The sequence below is a fragment of the Vandammella animalimorsus genome (genome assembly GCF_002285265.1).
In the GTDB taxonomy this organism is placed as follows: domain Bacteria; phylum Pseudomonadota; class Gammaproteobacteria; order Burkholderiales; family Burkholderiaceae_C; genus Lampropedia.
Genome location: NZ_NSJB01000003.1, coordinates 101,983 through 123,794, shown reverse-complemented (window position 1 = coordinate 123,794; position 21,812 = coordinate 101,983). Strand labels below are relative to the sequence as shown.

General features: G+C 69.9%; 22 protein-coding genes. 9 read left to right on the top strand and 13 right to left on the bottom strand.

Annotated features, from left to right (window positions below):
* Nucleotides 1–28: 28 nt before the first annotated feature.
* The gene (gene ruvA, locus CK625_RS06690) at nucleotides 29–616 is read right to left on the bottom strand and encodes a Holliday junction branch migration protein RuvA (protein ID WP_095539525.1); all 588 of its coding nucleotides are present in this window, start codon (nucleotides 614–616) and stop codon (nucleotides 29–31) included.
* Nucleotides 617–743: 127 nt separating this feature from the next.
* Here ruvA and CK625_RS06685 point away from each other — a divergent pair, with 127 nt between their 5' ends.
* From CK625_RS06685 to CK625_RS06670, 4 genes are read left to right on the top strand one after another with little or no spacing between them, the layout of a single operon-like run.
* Nucleotides 744–1,811, top strand: coding sequence for a PhoH family protein (locus CK625_RS06685; RefSeq protein WP_238945548.1), 1,068 nt, complete (start codon nucleotides 744–746; stop codon nucleotides 1,809–1,811).
* Entirely contained in the window at nucleotides 1,804–2,370 is a 567-nt protein-coding gene (locus tag CK625_RS06680) for a hypothetical protein (protein WP_095539524.1), read from the top strand. Before CK625_RS06685 ends, CK625_RS06680 begins: the two co-directional genes overlap by 8 nt.
* A gap of 4 nt (nucleotides 2,371–2,374) precedes the next feature.
* Nucleotides 2,375–2,833: an rRNA maturation RNase YbeY gene (gene ybeY, locus CK625_RS06675; RefSeq protein WP_095539523.1), complete on the top strand. Its 459-nt coding sequence runs from the start codon at nucleotides 2,375–2,377 to the stop codon at nucleotides 2,831–2,833.
* A complete protein-coding gene (locus tag CK625_RS06670; RefSeq protein ID WP_095539522.1) occupies nucleotides 2,811–3,779 on the top strand; it encodes a PHP domain-containing protein in 969 nt (322 codons plus the stop codon). Before ybeY ends, CK625_RS06670 begins: the two co-directional genes overlap by 23 nt.
* A 344-nt stretch (nucleotides 3,780–4,123) precedes the next feature.
* Here the strand turns inward: CK625_RS06670 and CK625_RS06665 are convergent, their stop codons facing one another.
* The 12 genes from CK625_RS06665 to CK625_RS06610 all read right to left on the bottom strand — a co-directional run bounded on the left by CK625_RS06665 (nucleotide 4,124) and on the right by CK625_RS06610 (nucleotide 16,146).
* Nucleotides 4,124–4,579 carry a hypothetical protein gene (locus tag CK625_RS06665; protein ID WP_095539521.1) on the bottom strand — a complete coding sequence of 152 codons (456 nt, stop codon included), beginning with the start codon at nucleotides 4,577–4,579 and terminating at the stop codon, nucleotides 4,124–4,126.
* 7 nt (nucleotides 4,580–4,586) lie between these two features.
* The gene (gene pyk / locus CK625_RS06660) at nucleotides 4,587–6,083 is read right to left on the bottom strand and encodes a pyruvate kinase (protein ID WP_095539520.1); all 1,497 of its coding nucleotides are present in this window, start codon (nucleotides 6,081–6,083) and stop codon (nucleotides 4,587–4,589) included.
* A complete protein-coding gene (locus CK625_RS06655; protein WP_095539519.1) occupies nucleotides 6,080–7,411 on the bottom strand; it encodes a glycerate kinase type-2 family protein in 1,332 nt (443 codons plus the stop codon). Before CK625_RS06655 ends, pyk begins: the two co-directional genes overlap by 4 nt.
* Nucleotides 7,412–7,708: 297 nt before the next feature.
* Nucleotides 7,709–8,002 carry a septum formation initiator family protein gene (locus tag CK625_RS06650; protein ID WP_095539518.1) on the bottom strand — a complete coding sequence of 98 codons (294 nt, stop codon included), beginning with the start codon at nucleotides 8,000–8,002 and terminating at the stop codon, nucleotides 7,709–7,711.
* A gap of 41 nt (nucleotides 8,003–8,043) precedes the next feature.
* Nucleotides 8,044–9,330: a phosphopyruvate hydratase gene (eno, locus tag CK625_RS06645; protein ID WP_095539517.1), complete on the bottom strand. Its 1,287-nt coding sequence runs from the start codon at nucleotides 9,328–9,330 to the stop codon at nucleotides 8,044–8,046.
* 88 nt (nucleotides 9,331–9,418) lie between these two features.
* On the bottom strand, nucleotides 9,419–9,706 hold the full coding sequence (locus CK625_RS06640; RefSeq protein WP_095539516.1) for a DUF1330 domain-containing protein: 288 nt from the start codon (nucleotides 9,704–9,706) through the stop codon (nucleotides 9,419–9,421).
* A 48-nt stretch (nucleotides 9,707–9,754) separates the two neighbouring features.
* Nucleotides 9,755–10,204: a type VII toxin-antitoxin system HepT family RNase toxin gene (hepT, locus tag CK625_RS06635; RefSeq protein ID WP_095539515.1), complete on the bottom strand. Its 450-nt coding sequence runs from the start codon at nucleotides 10,202–10,204 to the stop codon at nucleotides 9,755–9,757.
* Complete coding sequence (gene mntA, locus CK625_RS06630) at nucleotides 10,201–10,623, bottom strand: type VII toxin-antitoxin system MntA family adenylyltransferase antitoxin (protein WP_095539514.1); 423 nt, start codon at nucleotides 10,621–10,623, stop codon at nucleotides 10,201–10,203. Before mntA ends, hepT begins: the two co-directional genes overlap by 4 nt.
* The gene (gene kdsA / locus CK625_RS06625; RefSeq protein WP_095539688.1) at nucleotides 10,620–11,477 is read right to left on the bottom strand and encodes a 3-deoxy-8-phosphooctulonate synthase; all 858 of its coding nucleotides are present in this window, start codon (nucleotides 11,475–11,477) and stop codon (nucleotides 10,620–10,622) included. The genes mntA and kdsA overlap by 4 nt, the downstream gene beginning before the upstream one ends.
* 269 nt (nucleotides 11,478–11,746) lie before the next feature.
* Complete coding sequence (locus CK625_RS06620; protein WP_095539513.1) at nucleotides 11,747–13,423, bottom strand: CTP synthase; 1,677 nt, start codon at nucleotides 13,421–13,423, stop codon at nucleotides 11,747–11,749.
* Nucleotides 13,424–13,525: 102 nt separating this feature from the next.
* Complete coding sequence (locus CK625_RS06615) at nucleotides 13,526–14,713, bottom strand: pyridoxal phosphate-dependent aminotransferase (RefSeq protein ID WP_095539512.1); 1,188 nt, start codon at nucleotides 14,711–14,713, stop codon at nucleotides 13,526–13,528.
* A 179-nt stretch (nucleotides 14,714–14,892) separates the two neighbouring features.
* Nucleotides 14,893–16,146 carry an ABC transporter substrate-binding protein gene (locus CK625_RS06610; RefSeq protein WP_095539511.1) on the bottom strand — a complete coding sequence of 418 codons (1,254 nt, stop codon included), beginning with the start codon at nucleotides 16,144–16,146 and terminating at the stop codon, nucleotides 14,893–14,895.
* Between the two features lie 379 nt (nucleotides 16,147–16,525).
* Here CK625_RS06610 and CK625_RS06605 point away from each other — a divergent pair, with 379 nt between their 5' ends.
* The 5 genes from CK625_RS06605 to CK625_RS06585 are packed head-to-tail and all read left to right on the top strand — an operon-like array spanning nucleotide 16,526 to nucleotide 21,774.
* Entirely contained in the window at nucleotides 16,526–18,241 is a 1,716-nt protein-coding gene (locus CK625_RS06605; RefSeq protein WP_238945547.1) for a cobyrinic acid a,c-diamide synthase, read from the top strand.
* On the top strand, nucleotides 18,231–18,917 hold the full coding sequence (cobU, locus tag CK625_RS06600; protein ID WP_095539686.1) for a bifunctional adenosylcobinamide kinase/adenosylcobinamide-phosphate guanylyltransferase: 687 nt from the start codon (nucleotides 18,231–18,233) through the stop codon (nucleotides 18,915–18,917). Before CK625_RS06605 ends, cobU begins: the two co-directional genes overlap by 11 nt.
* Nucleotides 18,918–18,947: 30 nt before the next feature.
* On the top strand, nucleotides 18,948–19,517 hold the full coding sequence (gene cobO, locus CK625_RS06595; RefSeq protein ID WP_429001302.1) for a cob(I)yrinic acid a,c-diamide adenosyltransferase: 570 nt from the start codon (nucleotides 18,948–18,950) through the stop codon (nucleotides 19,515–19,517).
* A 23-nt stretch (nucleotides 19,518–19,540) separates the two neighbouring features.
* Nucleotides 19,541–20,605 carry an adenosylcobinamide-phosphate synthase CbiB gene (cbiB, locus tag CK625_RS06590; RefSeq protein WP_095539509.1) on the top strand — a complete coding sequence of 355 codons (1,065 nt, stop codon included), beginning with the start codon at nucleotides 19,541–19,543 and terminating at the stop codon, nucleotides 20,603–20,605.
* A complete protein-coding gene (locus CK625_RS06585; RefSeq protein ID WP_095539508.1) occupies nucleotides 20,605–21,774 on the top strand; it encodes an aminotransferase class I/II-fold pyridoxal phosphate-dependent enzyme in 1,170 nt (389 codons plus the stop codon). The genes cbiB and CK625_RS06585 overlap by 1 nt, the downstream gene beginning before the upstream one ends.
* The last annotated feature ends 38 nt before the right edge of the window (nucleotides 21,775–21,812 follow it).

Below are 21,812 nucleotides of genomic sequence, written 5' to 3'. Positions count from 1 at the left end.
GAGCGGGGCGCCGTGGCGATGCGCAAACTCACTTCGAGAGCGATTTTAGGGCGAACCTGATACCTTCACTTACACTTATCGCGTTTGGTAGATTTTTTAACGATTGTTGGGCCTCTTTGTCGGAATAACCCAACGCCAGCAGGGCCTGCAGGATGTCGGCGTGTTCCGGCGCGGCCTGCTGGCCGGCCGCTGCGGGCAGGCTGGCATCGGCGGCGTCGCCAATCTTGCCCTTGAGCTCCAGCAGCAGGCGCTCGGCGGTTTTCTTGCCGATGCCCGGGATGCGCGTGAGGCGGCCGAGCTCCTGCTGGGCGATGGCCGCGGCCAGCTCCTGCACCGTCAGGCCGCTGAGCACGGCCAGCGCCGTCTTGGGCCCCAGGCCGGAGACTTTGATGAGCTCGCGAAAGCAGCTGCGCTCCTGCGCGCTGCCAAAGCCGTAGAGCAGATGGGCGTCCTCGCGCACGATCAGCTGCGTGGCCAGGCTGACGCGCTCGCCCGGCGCGGGCAGGTGGTAGAAGGTGTTCATCGACACCAGCACCTCGTAGCCCACGCCTTGGCAGTCGATGAGGATGTGCGGCGGGTTTTTCTCCGCCAGGGTTCCAGTGAGTTTTCCGATCATGGCAAGCCTGTTTGAGATGGGCCGCAGCAGCCGCGGCCGCCGCGATAATGCAGGCGCAGTCTACTTTGCACGGCAGAGGGTGCCGCAGAGTCCGGCTGGAGTTTTTTCACTTTGGGAGAGTCCGCACTTGTCCACAGTCTTGCGCCATGCTTTCGTGCCGGCCAGCAATCAGCGCCTGGCCAATCTGGTGGGGCCGATGGAGTCCCACATCCGCACCATCGAGGCGGCCACGCAAACGGCCATCAGCCGCCGCGAGGGCGCCTTCAAGATCGAAGGGGCCAAGCGCAATGCCCAAAAGGCGCTGGAGGTGCTGCAGGCGCTGTACGAGATGGCCGGCCGCGCCATCTCGGCCGAGCACGTGCAGCTGATGCTCGCCGGCGATGCGGCCAGCGTGCACGAGGGCGAGGATGGCGCGGCCCGGCTGTCCACGCGGCGCAGCGACTTGCGCGCCCGCACGCCCAACCAGAGCGTTTACCTCAGCCACATTGCCGAGCACGACATCACCTTCGGCATTGGCCCTGCCGGCACCGGCAAGACCTATCTGGCCGTGGCCTGCGCGGTCGATGCGCTGGAGCGCAATGCCGTGCAGCGCATCGTGCTCACGCGCCCGGCGGTGGAGGCCGGCGAGCGCCTGGGCTTTCTGCCCGGCGATCTGACGCAAAAGGTCGACCCCTACCTGCGCCCGCTGTACGACGCGCTCTATGAGCTGATGGGCTTTGAGCGCGTGCAAAAGGCCTTCGAGCGCAACGCGCTGGAGATCGCGCCGCTGGCCTTCATGCGCGGGCGCACGCTCAACAACGCTTTCGTCATCCTTGACGAGGCGCAGAACACCACGCCCGAGCAAATGAAGATGTTCCTCACCCGCATCGGCTTTGGCGCCAAGGCGGTGATCACCGGCGATGCCAGCCAGATCGACCTGCCCAAGGGCGCGGTCAGCGGCCTGCTCGATGCGCGGCGCGTGCTCAAGAACGTCAAGGGCATTGCCTTCACGCAGTTCGACAGCGGCGACGTGGTGCGCCACCCGCTGGTGGCGCGCATCGTCGATGCCTACGACCGCGTGGCCCCGCGCCCCGCTGCCGCGCAAACAGGGGGAAAGGCAGGGGGCAAGGCAGGGGCCAAGGCCGCCAGCCCGGCCCGCGCTGCAGCCACGGCAGCGGCCAGCGATGGTGCACAGGAGCAGGCCGGCCATGCGTGACGTACCGCCCCCCACACCCGCACACACTGCTGCCGCAGTTGCAGTCGCAGCAGCAGTCAGGCAGGCGCGCCGCGCCGCATGGCCCTGGGCCGGGCTGTGGCTGGGCGCTGCGCTGCTGGCTGCCTGCACTACAGGCCCGGCAGGGCAGGCTGCCCGCCCGGCGGCGCGCGCGGCGGCCGCGCCGGCGCAGCCGCCATCGCAGCCGCAGCGGCCATCGCAGGTGCAGCAGGTGAACTACCGCTGCGCCGATGGCCAGCAACTGCAGGTGCGCTACGAACACCAGGGCGGCCGCCTGGCAGGCCGCGCCATTGTGGAATTTGCCGGGCAGCGCATCGCCATGCAGCCCGTGGTGCAAACGCTGCAGCCGCACTACGTGGCCCAGGCCCAGGGTGCGCAGCAGGCCAGCTACCGCTGGCGCGCCGGGCAGGGCGATGGCGCTGGCGGCCTGAGCATCAAGGCCCCAGGCAGCGCCGCCGTGGACGTGCCGCTGCTGCAGGGCTGCCAGCGCGCCGCAGGGGCGCCAGGCGAGTCAGGCGCGTCAGGCGCGCCGCAGGAGTGACGCCATGGCCTTGCCGCAACTGTCGCTGTCATTGCAATTCGCACCCACCGAGCAGGCGCGCCAGCACCGCCAGGCCCTGCCGCGCCATCGCGTGGCGCGCTGGATACGCCATGCGCTGGAGCGCGATGCCGAAATCACCGTGCGCATCGTCGATGCCGAGGAAGGGCGCGCGCTCAACCACAGCTACCGCCACAAGGACTACGCCACCAATGTGCTGACCTTCGACTACGCGCAGCAGCCGCTGGTCATGGCCGATCTGGTGCTGTGCGCCCCTGTCATCGCTCAAGAGGCGCTCCAGCAAGGCAAGACGCTGGAGGCGCACTACGCGCACATGGTGGTGCATGGTGTGCTGCACGCCCAGGGCTGGGACCACGAAACCAGCGAGGCCGACGCACAAGCCATGGAGGCGCAGGAAGTGCGCATCCTCGAGCGGCTGGGCTATGCCAACCCCTACGCAGACTGATAGGCAGACTGAGCGGCCGGCTGATAGGCCAGCTCATCGGCCGGATCCTCGGCCCGGCGCGCCGGAGCAGGGCGATGCCGCCGCGCTGGCGGCCGATCTGCACTGCCACTCCACCGCATCGGACGGCACGCTGGCTCCGGCCGAGCTGGCCGCGCGCGCACAACGACAGGGCGTGGCGCTGTGGGCGCTGACCGACCATGACACCTTGGCCGGCCAACGGCAGGCCGCGCAGGCCGCACGTGCGCTGGGGCTGGCCTGGGTCAGCGGGGTGGAAGTCTCGGCGCTGTATCAAGGCCGCACCCTGCACATCGTCGGCCTGGGCATGGACATTGACCACGCCGCGCTGCAGCAGGCGCTGGCGGCCAACCAGCAACTGCGCGTGCAGCGCGCCTGGCGCATGGCGCAGTGCCTGGAGCAGGCCGGCTTTCGCGGCGTCTGGCAAGGCGCGCTGGCGCAGGCCGGCGGCCAGCCCAGCCAGCTGGCGCGGCCGCACCTGGCGCGCTACCTGGTACACAGCGGCCAGGCCGGCAGCGAGCAGCAGGTCTTCCAGCGCTATCTGGGCGAGCAGGGCCGCTGCTTCGTGCCCACGCAATGGCTGCCGCTGCAGCAGGCCATCGCCGCCATCCGCGCCGCCGGCGGCCTGGCCGTGCTGGCGCATCCGCTGGCCTACGACTTGCCGCCGCCGGCCCTGCAAACTCTGCTGCAGCACTTCAAGGCCAGCGGCGGCCAGGCCATCGAAGTCATCTCCGGCCCGCAGCCTGCCGCGCAGATCGCCGAGCTGGCCGCCATGGCTCGCAGCCACGGCCTGCTGGCCTCGCGCGGCAGCGACTTTCACCGCCCACCCGCCACCGACGGCGGCGTGGAGCTGGGCCGCCTGCCGCCGCTGCCGCCCGATCTGCAACCGGTGTGGGCGCAGCCGCCACTGGCCCAGGCCTGCGAGGCGTGAACGGTGAGCGCGCGGGGGCGCGTCGCTCAACGTCTGTGAGCCTGCCGCTGGCCTCGTTTTCTGGCCGCAGCGCGGTGGAGTGCTTTTGAGCAGATTCTTAGAGCGCGCTCTGCTCGAACATTGACAAATCCAAGACCGGGCCGCCGACTGGCACCGCAATCTCGCAGGTCGCGCTCGCTCGTCATGCCCGCGAAGGCGGGCATCCAGCGTCCCCCTTGCACACGAGTGGGGGATTGGCAAACGGCAGCGCGTCTGTCCGCGTCGCCACTGGACACCCGCCTTCGCGGGTGTGACGAGAACCAGCGGCGCTTGCAGGAAATGTCTTCATCAGAATCGAAACCGCTCTAAATCCCCTTGAAATCCCGCGCTGCCAATTGCCGCCAGCGCCGCTGGCGGTGGCGGTAGAACAGCTGGGCAAACAGCCATACCGGCCCAGTCAGCCAGCCGGCCTCGATGGTGACCTGATCGCGGTAGCAAGTGCCGGCGCCGTTGGGGGTGAGGGTGATGAGGTGATCCCAGCGGCGCACCAGGCTGCCATGGCCGTTGTCACGCAGCGCAAAGCCGCCGCCGTGTTCCGGAAATGAAATCACGATGCTTTGCCGCCCCAGCGGAATCAGTTTGAATAAATACATGCGCATCTCATAGCAACCTTCCTGCCAGGTGTCCGGCAGTTGCTGCGGCTGCTGGGGGCGAAACCGCACCAGCGGGTGGGCCACGTGGTGCAGCAGGCGGGGGCGCCGCGCCTGGGCGGCGGCTTGGGCCATGCTGCAGGGCAGCTGGCAGGCCAGGTCGATCTTCATGGCGCTTTCATGGTGCTGCTGCGCCGCCGGTGGCGGGCGCGGCGATGCGGATGATTTTCAGCAGGTTGGTGGTGCCGGGCGTGGCAAAGGGCAGGCCGGCGGAGATCACCAGGTAGTCGCCCGGGCCGGCAAAGCCGGCGTCGCAGGCGCTGCGCTCGGCCACCTCGGCCATGTGCTCGACGCTGGTGCCCACGGCCAGCTCGGGGGTGATGATGGGGTGCACGCCCCAGACCAGCGCCAGCCGCCGTGCAGTGGCCAGGTGCGGGGTCAGGCCGATGATGGGCGCGGCCGGGCGCTCGCGCGCGGTGCGCAGCGCGGCGTAGCCGGAGCTGGTGTAGGCCACGGTGGCCGGGGCCTGCAGCAGCGCGATGGCGTGGCGCATGGCCAGGCCGATGGCGTCAGCGACGGTGGGCTCGGGCGCGCATTGGCTGGCCTGCAGGCCTTCGCGCCAGGTGGGGTCGGCTTCGCTGTGCTCGATGATGCGCTGCATCATCTGCACGGCCTGCAGCGGGTAGTGGCCCGAGGCTGATTCGGCCGAGAGCATGACGGCGTCGGCGCCTTCGTAGATGGCGGTGGCCACGTCCGAGGCTTCGGCGCGCGTGGGCACGGGCGAGCCAACCATGGATTCGAGCATTTGCGTGGCGACGATGACCGGGCGGCCCTGGCGGCGGCAGGCGCGGATGATTTGGCGCTGGATGGCGGGCACTTGCTCGGCGGGCATTTCCACGCCCAGGTCGCCGCGCGCGACCATCACGGCATCGGTTTCGGCCACGATGCTCTGCAGCGCGTCGATGGCGGCAGGCTTTTCCAGCTTGGCGACGATGGCCGCGCGCCCGGCGATGCGCTGGCGCAGCTCGGCGATGTCGCTGGCGCGCTGCACGAAGGACAGGGCCACCCAGTCCACGCCCAGCGAGAGGCCGAATTCCAGGTCGGCGCAGTCCTTGTCGGTCAGCGCGGAGATGGGCAGCAGCACGCCGGGCACGTTCACGCCCTTGCGGTTGCTGAGCACGCCGCCCACGGTCACCACGGTGTGCGCATAGTCTGCGCCGCAGTGCGCCACGCGCAGGCGCAGCCGGCCGTCGTCGAGCAGCAGCTCCGTGCCCGGGCGCAGCGCGGCGAAGATTTCCGGGTGCGGCATGGCCACGCGCTGCTCGCTGCCGGGTGTGGCCGTGTCCATGTCCAGCCGGAAGGGCTGGCCTGGCTCCAGCAGCGCCGAGCCCTGTGCAAAGCTGCCGATGCGCAGCTTGGGGCCTTGCAGGTCCATCAGGATGGCGATGGGGCGGCCGCTTTCGGCCTCGATCTCGCGGATCCAGGCGTGACGGCGCTGGTGGTCGGCATGGCTGCCGTGGCTGAAGTTCAGGCGGAACACGTCGGCGCCGGCTTCGTGCAGTGCGCGGATGCGGGCCTTGTCGTCGGTGGCCGGGCCGATGGTGGCCACGATCTTGGCCTGGGTGTGGCGGGCGTTGGGGGGCGCGTTCGTGCGGCGGGGGGCGGCGTGCGTCATAGGATCAGGATGGCGCGAAAGTCGTTGACGTTGGTGCGCGTGGGGCCGGTGACGATGGCGTCGCCCAGGGCCTCGAAGAAGCGGTGCGCGTCGTGCCCGTCCAGCGCCTGCTGGGCGCTCAGCCCCTGCTGGCGGGCGCGCTGCAGTGTATCCGGGCCGATGCAGGCGCCGGCGATGGCTTCGCTGCCGTCCACGCCGTCGGTGTCGGCCGCCAGCGCGTGGATGCCTGGCGCGCCGCGCAGCGCCAGCGCCAGGGCCAGCAGGAAGTGCGCGTTGCGCCCGCCCCGGCCGCTGCGCGGCGCGGCAGCCGGACCGCCGTTGCCAGCCAGCGTGACGGTGGTTTCACCGCCCGAGAGCAGCACGCAGGGGCGCTGCCAGGGCAGGGTGGGCTGCGGCGCATGGCGCTGGGCGTAGCGGGCCATGCCGGCCAGGGCGCGGGCCAGTTCGGCGGCCTGGCCCTCCAGCGCATCGCCCAGGATGTAGGCGTGCAGCCCGGCCTGGCGAGCAGCGGCGGCAGCGGCCTGCAAGGCCTGCTGCGGGGTGGCGATCAGCCGCGTGGTGATGGCTGGCAGGCGCGCGTCGCCCGGGGCGATGCTTTCGCCCGCGCCCGATTGCAGCAGCTGCCGCGCCGCCTCGGGCACGGCGATGTGGTAGCGCTGCAGGATGTCCAGCGCCTGGGCGCAGCTGCTGGCATCGGGCACGCTGGGGCCGGAGGCGATGTCGGCCGGCTCGTCGCCGGGCACGTCGGAGATCAGCAGGTTGAGCACTGGCGCGGGCGCGCAGGCCAGCGCCAGCCGCCCGCCCTTGATGGCCGAGAGGTGGCGGCGCACGCAGTTCATCTCCTGGATGCTGGCGCCGCTGCGCAGCAGGGCTTGGCTCAGGGCCTGCTTGTCGGCCAGCGTCAGCCCCGGCAGGGCCAGCGGCAGCAGCGCCGAGCCGCCGCCGGAGAACAGGCACACCACCAGATCCTGCGCGCCGGCGCTGTGCGCCAGCGCCAGCATGCGCTGCGCGGCGGCCTGGCCAGCGGCATCGGGCACGGGGTGCGCGGCCTGCACGATTTCGATGCGCCGGCAGGGCGCGGCGTGGCCATAGCGCGTTGCCACCAGCCCGCCCAGTGGCGCCTGGGGCCAGGCCTGCTCCAGCGCCGCAGCCATGGCGGCCGAGGCCTTGCCGGCGCCCAGCACCAGTACCCGGCCCTCACCAGCGGCGATGGTTGGCGGCAGCGGCGGCAGGTGTCGCGCCAGTTGCTGCGCCGGTTGCGCAGCGGCAATGGCCGCATCGAGCAGCTGGCGCAGCAGTGCGGGGGGATTGGCGATGCTGGGCGTCATGGCCGTGGGCCTGCCTGTCTAGAGCGGTTTCGGTTCTTATAAAGACATTTCCTGCAAGCGCCGCTGGTTCGCGTCACACCCGCGAAGGCGGGTGTCCAGCTGCGACGCTGACAGGGGCGGCGCTGCCGTTGGCCAATCCCCGCTCGTGCGCAAGGGGGGCGCTGGATGCCCGCCTTCGCGGGCATGACGAGAGCGACCCGCGAGATTGCGATGTGCAATGTGCGATGCCAGTCCGCGGCCAGGTCCTGGATTTGTCAACGTTCGAGCAGAACGGGCTCTAATCCCGGGGCTTGGCGCTCAGGGCTTGGTGTATTGCACGAAGACTTCGTTGGGGCGGATCATGCCCAGCTCCTGGCGGGCGATTTCCTCCATCATCTCGCGGCCTTCGCGCAGGTCGGCGATGTCGTTGAGCAGGCGCTCGTTGTCTTGCCGCATCAGCGCGTTGGAGTGGCGCTGCACGGCAATTTCCTCGCGCATCAGCTCGACGTTGGGGTAGCTGCCGCGCCCAGTCCAGAGCTGCCACTGCAGCCAGGCCAGCAGCAGCAGCAGCGCGACGGTGGTCAGATGGCGCAGGCGCAGGGGCAGTCGCATGGCAGGGCCGTCTTGCAGTGCGTTCAGGGGCGCGCCAGCGCTCAGCGCAGGTTGTAGAAGGCCGAGGCGCCGGGGTAGACGGCCACGTCGCCCAGGTCTTCCTCGATGCGCAGCAGCTGGTTGTACTTGGCCATGCGGTCGCTGCGGCTCAAGGAGCCGGTCTTGATCTGGCCGGCGTTGGTGCCCACGGCAATGTCGGCGATTGTGGAGTCCTCGGTCTCGCCGCTGCGGTGGCTGATGACGGCGGTGTAGCGCGCGCGCTTGGCCATTTCGATGGCCTCGAAAGTCTCGGTCAGCGTGCCAATCTGGTTGATCTTGATGAGGATGGAGTTCGCAATGCCCTTGTCGATGCCTTCCTTGAGGATCTTGGTGTTGGTCACGAACAGGTCATCGCCCACCAGCTGCACCTTTTTGCCCAGGCGCGCGGTCAGCAGCTTCCAGCCGTCCCAGTCGCCCTCGGCCATGCCGTCCTCGATGCTGACGATGGGGTATTTCTCGCACCAGGTGCAGAGTTTTTCCGTCCACTCGGCCGCCGAGAGCTTGAGGCCGCCTTCACCTTCGAGGGTGTAGACGCCGTCCTTGAAGAACTCGCTGGAGGCGCAGTCCAGGCCCAGGGCGATTTGCTCGCCGGGGCGGTAGCCGGCCGCCTCGATGGATTGCAGGATCAGGCCGATGGCCGCCTCGTGGTTTTCCACGCTGGGGGCAAAGCCGCCTTCATCGCCCACGGCGGTGCTCATGCCCTTGTCGTGGATGATTTTCTTCAGCGCATGGAACACCTCCGCGCCCCAGCGCAGCGCCTCGCGAAAGCTCTGCGCGCCACTGGGGATGATCATGAACTCCTGCAGATCCAGGCTGTTGTTGGCGTGCGCGCCGCCGTTGATGACGTTCATCATCGGCACGGGCAGGGTCACGCCGCCCATGCCGCCAAAGTAGCGGTACAGCGGCAGGCCGGTTTCCTCGGCGGCGGCGCGGGCCACGGCCATGGACACGGCCAGCAGCGCATTGGCGCCCAGGCGCGATTTGTTGTCCGTGCCGTCCAGGTCGATCAGCGTGCGATCGAGGAAGGCCTGCTCGGCCGCATCCAGGCCCAGCACGGCCTCGGAGATTTCGGTGTTGATGTGCTGCACGGCCTTGAGCACGCCCTTGCCCAGGTAGCGGCCCTTGTCGCCGTCGCGCAGCTCGATGGCCTCGCGCGCGCCGGTGGATGCGCCCGAGGGCACGGCGGCGCGGCCCATCACGCCCGACTCCAGCAGCACGTCGCACTCGACGGTGGGGTTACCGCGGCTGTCGAGGATTTCGCGGCCGACGATGTCAACAATGGCACTCATGGTGGTTTCCTTTGCTCAGGTCAATGGGAGATGAAAAACGGGCGCTGCGGCGGGCTTCAGGCGCGCAAAGGCCTTGAGCGACAGGGGCTCACAGCCCTTCGACGCACAGCATGTTGAACACGCCCGCGCCTTCGCGCACCTGGCGCGCCTTGCGGTATTCGGGCGAATCATAGAACGCCTGCGCCGCCGCGTAGCTGGGAAAGCGCAGCACCACGGTGCGCGCGTGGGCCTGGCCTTCAAGCACCTGCTGCTGGCCGCCGCGCACGATGAATTCGCCGCCGTGCGCCTGGGCGGCCTGGGTGCTCCACTGGCGGTACTCGGCCATTTGCTCGGGGTTGGTGACGTGGACGTTGGCGATGACGTAGCCGTAGGGCATGGGGGTGTTCCTCTGGGGTATGGCGATGGCCGCCGCTGGCGGCATGGATCAGGGGCTTTCAGGGGCGCTGCTATCGAGGCTGCGCTGCAGCAGCACGGCGGCCAGCTGGGTCAGGGCATCGAGCCGGTGGGCGATGACGGCGGCGGCGATGTCCATGTCCAGCGCATCGTACTGGTGCACGGCGATGTTGCGAAAGCCGACCATGTGCTGCAGCGCCTGCACCTGCTCGCCTGGCAGCAACTGGTGCTCGCCCAGCAGCGCAAAGGCCTCGCGCGCGCTGCGCGGCAGGCCCCATTGGTGGTGGGCGATGAACATATTGGCCATGTCGATGGCCAGCTCGCAGGCGCGTTGCACGTTCAGGATGGCGGCATCCTGCCGGGTGAAATCACTGGCGAAATGCGCCCCGGCCAGGCGCAGCTCCTCACGGGCGCGCGCGATGCAGCGCTGCATGCGGTCGGCCTTCTGGGCCAGGGCGTCTTGCAAGGCGGTGGCGTTCATGGCTGGGCCTGCTGCAGTTGTGCCAGCAGCTGCTGCACCATGGGCTGGCGCCAGCGCTGGATGTGCTGGTATTCGGTCAGGATGCGGCTGCAGTGGTCCAGGTGCTCTGCGCCGCTGTCGTTGAATAGCAGCTCGCCCGTGTGCATGACTTGCACCTGCATTACGGTGGGCAGGCGGTCGAAGTCGAGCAAGTCCACCTCATGGCCCAGGCGCTGCGCCAGTTGCTCTGCGGCGTGCAGCAGCGCGGGCCCGCCCAGGGGCTGCGGCAGGCGCACGGCGATGTCGATGTCGCTGCCCGGGCCAAAGCGCGCGCCGCCATGTGCGGCGCTGCCAAACAGCCAGGCCGCACGCGCCTGCGGCAGGCATTGCCGGATGGCCTGGCTGGCTTGCTGTGGGCTGGGCGGGGCGTGCTCGCTCATGCGCTGAAGTCGTTTTCCAGAAAACCGTTTCGCTTGGTCACCGCATCCAGCGCCAGCAGGGTTTGCAGCAGCGCCTTCATGTGTTTGAGCGGCACGGCGTTGGGCCCGTCGGACAGGGCCTTGTTCGGGTCGGGGTGCGTTTCCATGAACAGGCCGGCCACGCCCACGGCCACGGCCGCGCGCGCGAGCACGGGCACCATTTCGCGCTGGCCGCCGCTTGAAGTGCCTTGACCGCCGGGCAGTTGCACGCTGTGGGTGGCGTCGAACACCACGGGCGCGCCGGTCTCGCGCATGATGGCCAGGCTGCGCATGTCGGAAACGAGGTTGTTGTAGCCAAAACTGGCGCCGCGCTCGCAGGCCATGAAGTTGTCTTCGGGCAGGCCCGCTTCGCGCGCGGCGGCGCGGGCTTTGTCGATGACGTTTTTCATGTCGTGCGGGCCAAGGAACTGGCCTTTCTTGATGTTCACCGGCTTGCCCGACTGCGCCACGGCGCGGATGAAGTCGGTCTGGCGGCACAGGAAGGCGGGGGTTTGCAGCACGTCCACCACGGCGGCAACTTGAGGGATTTCGGCCTCGGTGTGCACGTCGGTGAGCACGGGCAGCTGCAGCTCTTTCTTCACCTTGGCCAGAATCTCCAGCCCCTTTTCCATGCCCGGGCCGCGAAAGCTCGCGCCGCTGCTGCGGTTGGCCTTGTCGTAGCTGCTTTTGAAGATGAAGGGGATGCCCAGCTGCGCGGTGATCTCCTTGAGCTGCCCGGCCACGTCCATTTGCAGCTGTTCGGATTCGACCACGCAAGGGCCGGCGATGAGGAAGAAGGGCCGATCCAGGCCGATGGGAAAGCCGCAGAGGTTCATGGGTGGGGGCGTCGTGGTGAGTGAGGTGCGCGGCGGGTGCGCCGCAGCGGGTGGATGGCGCTCGTGAGGGGCTTGTTCGGCGGTGTGCGCGGCGGCGGCTTGTGCGCCCAGCCGCATCCAGTGCGATACCGCCTGGCCCAGCGTGATGCGCTGGCGTGCAGCGGTGTCTTGCGCCAGCGCCAGCAGGTCATCGTCAATGTCCACGGTGACGGGCTGTTGCACTGGCGGCGCTGGGTGGGTCATGGTGGCTGGCGGGCGGCTGCGCCGCTTCAGGCGCGCGGCGGCCTGGTTTTTCCGCTGGCTTGCCGGTCGATCGCCGCCTTGATGAAGGCGTTGAACAGCGGGTGGCCGTTCCAGGGCGTGCTCTTGAACTCGGGGTGGAATTGCACGCCGATGTACCAGGGGTGCACGCTTTGCGGCAGCTCGACGATTTCGGTCAAGTGCTCGCGCTGGGTCAGCGCCGAGATCACCAGGCCCGCTTCGCGCAGCTTGTCCAGGTAGTGGGTGTTGGCCTCGTAGCGGTGGCGGTGGCGCTCGGTCACCACGTCGCCGTAGATCTGGTGCGCCAGTGTGCCGGGCTGCACGTCGGAGCTTTGCGCGCCCAGGCGCATGGTGCCGCCCAGGTCGCTGCTGGCGTCGCGCTTTTGGATGCTGCCGTCCTGGTCTTCCCACTCGTCGATGAGGGCGATCACCGGCTCGGGCGTGTGCGGGTCGAACTCGGTGCTGTTGGCCTTGCGCAAGCCGGCCACGTGGCGCGCGTATTCGATGGTGGCCACCTGCATGCCTAAGCAAATGCCCAGGTAGGGCACCTGGTGCTCGCGCGCGTAGCGGGCGGTGGCGATCTTGCCTTCCACCCCGCGCGCGCCAAAGCCGCCGGGCACCAGGATGGCGTCGTAGGCGGCCAGCTTCTGCGCGGCGGCGCCTGCCGGGCCTTCCAGCGTTTCGGAGTCGATGTGGTCGATGCGCACGCGCACGTGGTTTTTCATGCCGGCGTGGCGCAGCGCCTCGTTGACGGACTTGTAGCTGTCGCTCAGCTCCACGTACTTGCCCACCATGGCCACGCGCACCTCGCCCTGCGGGTGCTCGGTCTCGTGCACCAGATCGTCCCAGCGCTTGAGGTTGGCCGGCGGCGTGTTCAGGCGCAGCTTGTCGCAGATCAGGCCGTCCAGGCCCTGCTCGTGCAGCAGGCGCGGCACTTTGTAGATGGTGTCCACGTCGGGCATGGAGATCACGCCCCAGGCCGGCACGTTGGTGAACAGGCTGATCTTGTCGCGCTCGTCCTGCGGAATGGCGCGGTCGGCGCGGCACAGCAGCACGTCGGGCTGGATGCCGATCTCGCGCAGCTTTTGCACCGTGTGCTGCGTGGGCTTGGTTTTCAGCTCGCCGGCGGCGGCAATCCACGGCAGATAGGTCAGGTGCACGAAGGCGCTGTTGTTGGGCCCGAGCTTGAGCGCCAGCTGGCGCACGGCCTCCAGGAAAGGCAGCGATTCGATGTCGCCCACCGTGCCGCCGACCTCGGCAATGGCCACGTCCACCGCGTCGGGCGTGCCAATGCCCGCGCCGCGCTTGATGAATTCCTGAATCTCGCCCGTGATGTGCGGAATCACCTGCACCGTCTTGCCCAGGTAGTCGCCGCGGCGCTCTTTCTCCAGCACGCTCTGGTAGATGCGGCCGGTGGTGAAGTTGTTGGCCTGCTTCATGCGCGTTTCGATGAAGCGCTCGTAATGGCCCAGATCCAGGTCGGTCTCGGCGCCGTCGTCGGTGACGAACACCTCGCCGTGCTGGAAGGGGCTCATGGTGCCCGGATCGACGTTGATGTACGGATCGAGCTTGATGAGGGTGACTTTGAGGCCGCGCGATTCCAGGATGGCAGCCAGCGAGGCGGCAGCGACGCCCTTGCCCAGGGACGACACCACACCGCCGGTGACGAAGACGAATTTGGTCATGTCTGGGGGGATGGGGGAAATGGCGATTATAGAACCGATGCCCCGCCGCCCTGGGGCGCCACCGGGGGGCGCAGCGCCCAACGGCCTGGGCAGCGCGTTGCCTTAACGCCCGAGCAATTGCTGCATGCGCGCCATGGCCTCGCGCAGGTTGTCGTTGGAGGTGGCGATGGAAAAGCGCACGAAATGCTCCATGCCGTGCTGGCCGAAGTCCTTGCCGGGGGCCACGGCGATGCGCGCCTGCTCCAGCAGCGCAAAGGCAAAGTCCCAGCTGCCTTGCACGCCCAGGCGCTGGGCCGCCTCGCGGCAATCGGCCCAGACGTAGAACGCGCCGTCGGGCTGCACGGGCACCTGCAGGCCCAGGCCGGGCAGCGGGGCGATGAAGCTCTGCAGCCGCTCACGAAAGATGGCGCGGCGGCGCTCGTACTCGGCGATGCTGTCGGGGTGAAAGCAGGCCAGCGCCGCATGTTGGGCAATGGTGCTGGGGCAGATGAACAGGTTTTGCGCCAGCCGCTCGATGGGCGCCACCAGCGCCGGCGGCACCACCAGCCAGCCCAGGCGCCAGCCGGTCATGTTGAAGTACTTGCTGAAGCTGTTGACGCTGATGATGTCCTCGCCCAGGGCCAGGGCCGTCTGGCCGTACTCGCTGTCGTAGGACAGGCCCAGGTAAATCTCATCGACCAGGCTCACGCCGCCGCGGGCGCGCACGAAATCGTGGATGGCGCGCAGCTGCGCAAACGGCATCGAGGTGCCGGTGGGGTTGGAGGGCGAGGCCAGCAGCACGCCGCGGGTCTGCGGCCCCCAGTGCGCCGCGACCTGTTCGGCCGTGAGCTGAAAGCGGCTGGACGCATCGACGGGGATGCACACCGGCTGCGCGCCGGCGACCTGCACGAACTGCTGGTTGCAGGGGTAGCAGGGGTCGGGCAGCAGCACCTGGTCGCCCTCTTGCAGCAGCGCCAGGCAGGCCAGGTGCAGCGCGGCCGAGGCGCCGGCGGTGATGACGATGCGCTCGGGCGCGACCTGCACGCCAAAGCGCGTGGCATACCAGCCGCTGATGGCCTGGCGCAGTGCATCCAGCCCCAGCGCGGCGGTGTATTGGCTGTGGCCGGCCTCGATGGCCGCGATGGCCGCCTGCTGCACGAGGGGCGGGGCGGTGAAATCGGGCTCGCCGATGTTCAAGTAGCGCATCGGTGGCGTGTTGCCGCGCTCCTCGATGAGGCGCTGCGCGGCCTTGGCCACTTCCATGACGTAAAACGGGCGTGTCTGGGTGGCGCGGTGGGAGAGGGTGTTCATGTGTGCTCGGCAGGCGCGAAGGACAAAGGCCAGATTCTATGGAGCTATGAAGCCACACGCCCCCGCCGGGCCTGTTGGGCAAGCCGGGCAGGGGCGTGTTTCCAAGCAAAGGCCTGCAGATGGCCTGCGCGCGAATGCGGCGCAGGCCAGCTGCAGGCTACTTGCGGGCGAGCTGGCGCTTACTTCTTCACCAGCGGGCAGCTCGAAGTGGCCAGCGGCTGGAAGGCTTTGTCGGCGGGGATGGTGCTCACCAGCTTGTAGTAATCCCATTCGCCCTTGGATTCCTCGGGCGTCTTGACCTGGAACACATACATGTCGTGGATCACGCGGCCATCGTCGCGGATCGAGGCATTGCGCATCACCGCATCCTCGATGGGCAGCTCGCGCATCTTCTCGGCCACGACCTTCCAGTCGTCGGTGCCGGCGGCGGCCACCGATTTCAGATAGTGCAGCGTGCTCGAATACACGCCCGCGTGCACCATGGTCGGCTTGTTGCCGCGGTACTGCTGCTCGAAGCGGCTGGAGAACTCGCGCGTCTTGTCGTCCAGATCCCAGTAAAAGCCCTCGGAGAATTTCAGGCCCTTGGCCGTCTCCAGCCCCATGGCGCGCACGTCCGAGAGGAACACCAGCAGCGCCGTGACCTGCTGCTTGCCGCCCGAGAGGCCGAACTCATGCACGCCCTTCATGGCGTTGACCGTGTCCTGCGAGCCATTGGCCAGCGCGATGGCATCGGCGCCCGAGGACTGCGCCTGCAGCAGGAAGGAGGAGAAATCGCTGGCATTGAGCGGGTGGCGCACCGAGCCGACCACCTCGCCGCCATTGGCCTTGAGCACCTCGGTGGCGTCTTTTTCCAGCGAGTGGCCGAAGGCGTAGTCCACCGTCACGAAAAACCACTTCTTCGCGCCGGCCTGGGTCATGGCCGCCACGGGCGCGGCCGAGATCGAATAGGTGTCGAACATCCAGTGAAAGCCATTGCGCGCGCAGTCGGCATTGGTCAGGCGCGTGGTGGCCGGGCCGGAGTACATGGCAATGCCGCCGCGCTCCTTGATGATCTGCTGCACCGCCAGCGCGCCGGCGGAGTTGGTCAAGTCCACCAGCGCATCGACTTGCTGCACATCCAGCCACTCGCGCGCGCGCGAGGCGGCGATGTCGGCCTTGTTCTGGTTGTCGGCGCTGACCACCTCGATCTTCATGCCCTTGCACTCGGCCTTGAGGCAGTCCTCCACCGCCATGCGCGCAGCCACCACCGAGCCCGGCCCGCCCATGCTGGAGTAGGGGCCGGCCATGTCGGTGAGCACGCCGATCTTGACCAGGCCATCGGTCAGCTTGGGCTCGGCAGCCTGGGCCCCGCCAGCGGCCAGGGCCAGCATGCTGGCGCAGGCAATGCCGCGCAGAGCCAGGCCACGGCTGGGGCGGCAAGTGTTCTGTGTCATGGAAAAAGTCTCCTTTCGGTTGCAATGAATGAGGGGCGCGCGTCCAAAAGGCCGATCAAGCCCGATCAAGGCGCAAGGCGCGCGCGCAGGCAGCGCCACCGCTGCGGGCTGCGCAGCATAGCGGCGAGCCCATGCGGATGCAATGCGGGAAAGCGCTTGTGGTGACAGTGGGGCCGTAAGGACCTGCTCAATGTCTCTGCGCGGCGAGCAATGGAGCAGATTGGGGCGGCCCGCGGCGTTGCAAAGCCTTGCCATGGCTGCGTTTTGCGTTTGTAGCCAACTTCAGGCAAGACGTTCGATCGGCGTGGCAGCGCAGGGCGCGGCAGGCCGGCTGGCGCGCCCTACAATCGCCGCCGCACCAGAAAGCCCCCTACAGGAGATGACCAAGACCATGCCAGCGCAGCAGCAGCCCGCAGCGGGCCTCCAGGCCGCCGGCCCGCAGCAGGCCCGGCCCGCCGCCGTGGCCCATTGCCCGGCCTTGTTGGTGGCGGCTGCGGCCTCGGGCCAGGGTAAGACCCTGGTGACGGCGGCGCTGGCGCGCCTGCACAGCCGCCAGGGGCGGCGGGTGCGGATGTTCAAGTGCGGGCCGGATTTTCTCGACCCGCACTGGCACGAGCTGGCCAGCGGCGCGCCGGTGCAGAACCTGGATTTGTGGATGACCGGCCCGCAGGACGTGGCCGCGCGCCTGCACGCGGCGGCCAGCCAGGCCGACCTGATCCTCATCGAAGGCGTGATGGGCCTGTTCGATGGCACGCCCAGCGCCGCCGATCTGGCGCAGCAATGGGGCATTGCCGTCATGCCGGTGCTGCAGGCCGGGGCCATGGCGCAGACCTGCGCGGCGCTGGTGCATGGCCTCAAGCATTACCGCAGCGGTCTGCGCTGGGCCGGGGTGCTGTGCAATGGCGTGGCCAGCGCCCACCACGCGCAATTGCTGCAGGCGGCGCTGGAGCCCGGCGGCGATTGGCTCGGGGCCTTGCCACCCTTGCAGTTGCAGCAGGTGCAGCCACAGACGCCACCGTTGCAACAGATGCCACCGCCGCAGGCCGCAGCGGGCGCCAAGCCGCTGTCGCTGCTGCCCGAGCGCCACCTGGGCCTGGTGCCCAGCGCTGAGCTGCGCGATGCGCTGGCGCGTCTGGATCTGGCCGCCGATGCGCTGGCCCAGACGCCGCTGGGCCAAATGGATGGCGCCGCCTTGCAGCGCTGGCAGGCGGTCTTTGCACCGCCTGAGCCTGTGCCTGCGCTAGGGCCAGAGCCGCGCGCAGCCGCTCCCGCATCCGGCGCTGACGCCACAGGCGCGGCCAGTGGCCCGCGGGGCCATGCCCTGCCGCCCGAACACGCGCTGGCCCTGGCCGCCGCCCCGGCGCTGCTGCAGCGCCAGCCGCTGCGCGGGCAGACCGTGGCCATCGCCCGTGATGCGGCGTTTGCATTCATCTACGCGGCCAATCTGGAGCTGCTGCAGGCGCTGGGCGCGCGGCTGGCGTGGTTCTCGCCGCTGGCCGGCGATGGCCTGCCGGCCTGCGATGCGCTGTGGCTGCCCGGCGGCTACCCCGAGCTGCACGCTGCGCGCCTGCACGCCAATGCCGGGCTGCGCCAGGCCCTGCACGAGCACTGGGCGCAGGGCAAGCCCATCTGGGCCGAATGTGGCGGCATGGTGGCGCTGTGCACCGAGTTGCAGCAGGCCGATGGGCAGCGGCAGCCGCTGTGGGGCCTGCTGCCGGCCCAGGCTGTGATGCAGCAGCGCCTGGCCGCTCTGGGGCCGCAGCAGTGGCTGCCGCCCGATGCCCCAGCGGGCCAGCCGCCTTTGCGCGGCCACACCTTCCACTACAGCCGACTGCAGACCGAGCTGCCGGCCTGGGGCCGCACGCAGCGACCGGCGCACCGCCGCGCCACGGCCGCAGCGCGCGCCGATGCGGGCGAGGCCGTCTATCGCCTGGGCAGCCTCACGGCCAGTTACTTTCATGCCTGGTTTCCCTCCAGCCCGCAGGCCGTGCTGCGCCTGCTCGGGCCAGGGGCCGCAGATGCAGCAGATGCAGCAGGCGCGGCGCAGGCGGCAGCGCCTGCAGCAGCGCCTGCAGGGACTGGCCATGGCGCATGAGCCCCTGCCGCAGCAGGCCGTTGGCCCGGCCCATGTGCTGCTGCTGGGCGGCCAGAAAAGCGGCAAGAGCGGCCATGCCGAGCAACTGGCCGCCGCCTGGCTGGCCGAGCAGCCCGGGCGCGAGGTGCTGGTGATTGCCACGGCCCAGGCGCTGGACGAGGAAATGCGCGCGCGCATCGCGCGCCACCGCCAGCAGCGCCGCCAGCGCCTGCCGGCGGCGCAGACGCTGGAAGAGCCGCTGCAACTGGCCGCCAGCATTGCCGCGCACAGCGCGCCGCAGCGCCTGCTGCTGGTGGACTGCCTGACGCTGTGGCTGACCAACTGGTTGATGCCCGCCGAGCCCGCCGCGCCCGCCCCGGCACAGGGTGCGACACAGGGCGGATTGCTGGATGCATCACCCGACGAGGCCGCACTGCTGCGCCAGCGCCGCGCCGCACTGGCCACGGCCAAGGCTGCGCTGCTGCAGTCCCTGGCCCAGGCGCGCGGGCCGGTGGTGCTGGTGAGCAATGAAATGGGCTGGGGCGTGATGCCGCTGGGGCGGGCCGTGCGCGCCTATGCCGATGAGCTGGGCCTGCTCAACCAGGCCCTGGCGCAGCATTGCCGCCACGTGCTGCTGGTGGCGGCCGGCCAGGCCATCGATATCAAGGCCCTGGCCCAGCCCTTGCCGCGGCTTTGAACCCTCAAGACAAGGAGCAATGCAATGGACATCCAGATCGAGCAACCCCCGGTGGACCGGGTGCGGCAAAAGCCCCAGGGCGAGCGCCGCGGGCTGGTGCTGATCAACACCGGCAACGGCAAGGGCAAGAGCACCGCAGCCTTCGGGCTGGCGCTGCGCGCGCATGGGCGCGGCAAGGCGGTGCAGATCTACCAGTTCGTCAAAGTGCCTTCGGCGCGCTTTGGCGAGCACCGCAGCTTCGAGCAGCTGGGCGTGCCCGTCGAAGGGCTGGGCGATGGCTTCAGCTGGAAGAGCCGCGACCTGGATCACTCGGCCGAGCTGGCGCGCGAGGGCTGGGCCAAGGCGCGCCAGGCCATCCTCGGCGGCGAATATTTCATGGTCGTGCTCGATGAAATCACCTACCCGCTGATCTACGGCTGGCTGCCGCTGCAGGAGGTGCTGCAAACCCTGCGCGAGCGCCCGCCGCAGGTGCACGTGGTGCTCACCGGCCGGCGCTGCCCGCAGGCCTTGATCGATCTGGCCGACACCGTCACGGAAATGCAGCTGGTCAAGCACGCCTACCAGGTCGGCGTGCCGGCGCAGCGCGGCATCGAAGACTGAGCTTGCACACGCCAGGGCAGACGATGGACGCATGGCATTGGCCCCCGGGCGCCTGGCCGCTGGTGCTGGCGCTGGGCATGAGCGCGGCGCTGCTCGTGGACCGCTGGCTGGGCGAGCCGCCCGTGCGCTGGCACCCGGTGGTTTGGATGGGGCGCAGCCTGCAGCGGCTGCAGCCCTGGCTGTTTGGCGGCCGCGCGCAGGGCGCGGCCCAGGCGCGCCAGCGGCTGCGGCGCGGCGCGCTGGCCTGGCTGGCGCTGGCGCTGCTGTGGACGGCGCTGGCCTGGGCGCTGCAAGCTGCATTGCTGCAGGCGGCCTGGCAGGCCCAGGGCCGCATGCCGCCGCTGCTGGCCAGCCTGGCGCTGACGCTGCTGCTGGGCGCGCTGCTCAAGCCGCTGCTGGCCTGGCGCATGCTGAGCCAGGAGGTGCAGGCCGTGGAGCAGGCGCTGGGCCAATCGCTGCCCGCCGGGCGGGCGCAGCTGGCGCGGCTGGTCAGCCGCGAGACGGCCCAGCTCGACGCGGCCCAGGTGCGCGAGAGCGCCATCGAAACCCTGGCGGAGAACCTCAGCGACTCGGTGGTTGCGCCGCTGTTCTGGTTCGCCCTGCTGGGCCTGCCCGGCGCGGCGCTGTACCGCTTTGCCAATACCGCCGATGCCATGTGGGGCTACCCGGGCCAGCGCGGCGGGCGCGATTGGCAGTGGGCTGGCAAATGGGCTGCGCGCGCCGATGACGCGCTGTCCTGGCTGCCCGCGCGCCTGACGGCGCTGCTGCTGATGCTGGCCAACCCGGCCCAGGGCGGCTGGCGCAGGCAGACCTGGCGGCAACTGGGCGCGCAGGCGCGCAAGACCCCATCGCCCAACGGCGGCTGGCCCATGGCCGCCGCGGCCTTGCTGCTGGGCTGCCGGCTGGGCAAGCCCGGGGCCTATGTGCTGCACCCGCAAGCGCCCGCGCCCCAGCCGGCGCAGGTGGCGCTGGCCCAGGCCCTGGCCGGGCGCGCGCTGGGCCTGTGGCTGCTGGCTGCCTGGCTGCTGGCCGCGTTGTGTGGACTGTGGGCGCTGGCGGCCGGCGCCAGCGTCAAAGGAGCGTTGTGATGCCGCCGACCGGGCAAACCCCGGATCTGGGCCTGGGCCGCCAGCATGGCGGGGCCGATGCGCAGGGCCTGGCGCCGCTGGACTTTTCCACCAACAGCAACGCCTGCGGCCCTTGCCCGCAGGCCTTGCAGGCGGTGCAGCAGGCCGATGCGCGCCACTACCCGGACCCGCACTACACCGAGCTGCGCGCCGCGCTGGCCGCCTGGCATGGCGTGCCGGTGCAGCGGCTGCTGCTGGGCGCCAGCACCAGCGAGCTGATCCACCGCATCCACGTCTGGGCGCGGCTGAATGGCTGCTGCACGGTGGCCGTGCCCCGCCCGGCCTATGGCGACTATGCCCAGCAGGCCCAGGCCCTGGGGCTGCAAGTGCGGCATGTGTCGCACCGGCCCGTGCAGGATGGCCCAGGGCCGCAGCAGGCCGCCGGCGAGGCCGATCTGCAATGGCTGTGCATGCCCTCCAGCCCGCTGGGCGCAGCCGATGCGCGGCTGGCCCACTGGATGGCCCAGGCCGGCTCGCTGCAGGCGGCGCGGCGCTTTCTGGATGCGGCCTATGCCCCCCTGATGCTGCTGCCCGATGATGAGCTGGGTGACGGCGCGCCCGGTGCGCCCGGTGCGCCCGGTTCCGATTGGCCCGATTGGTTGACCGGCGCGCGGCTGCGCCAGAAGGCCTGCTGGCAGCTGTTCTCGCCCAACAAGGCGCTGGGCCTGACGGGCGTGCGCGCGGCCTATGCGATTGCGCCGCAACTGGCCCATGCGGCGGCGCGCCAATCCTTGCAGGCCATGCTGGCGCAGCTCGATGCGCTGGCGCCCTCCTGGCCGCTGGGCGCGCACGGCGTGGCCTTGCTGCAGGCCTGGATGCAGGCGCCGGTGCAGCAATGGCTGGCCGCCAGCCGCGCACAGCTGCGCGACTGGAAGCGCGCGCAGCTGGCGCTGTGCCGCGCCCTGGGCTGGCAGGTGCTGCCCGGCAGCCTGGCCAATTACTTCGTGGTGCGGCCCGGCCCGCCGCAGGCGCTGGGCGCGTGGCAGCAGGCGCTGCGGGCGCAAGGCATCAAGGTGCGCGACACCGGCTCCATGGGGCTGCCCGGGCATTGGCGCCTGAGCGTGCAGCCGCCGGCCAGCCAGCAGGCCCTGGCGCGCGCCTGGCAGGCCCTGGGCGCGGGCGGGGGCTGATACGCCCGATGCGCCCGATGCGGCCGCGGCCTGCAACA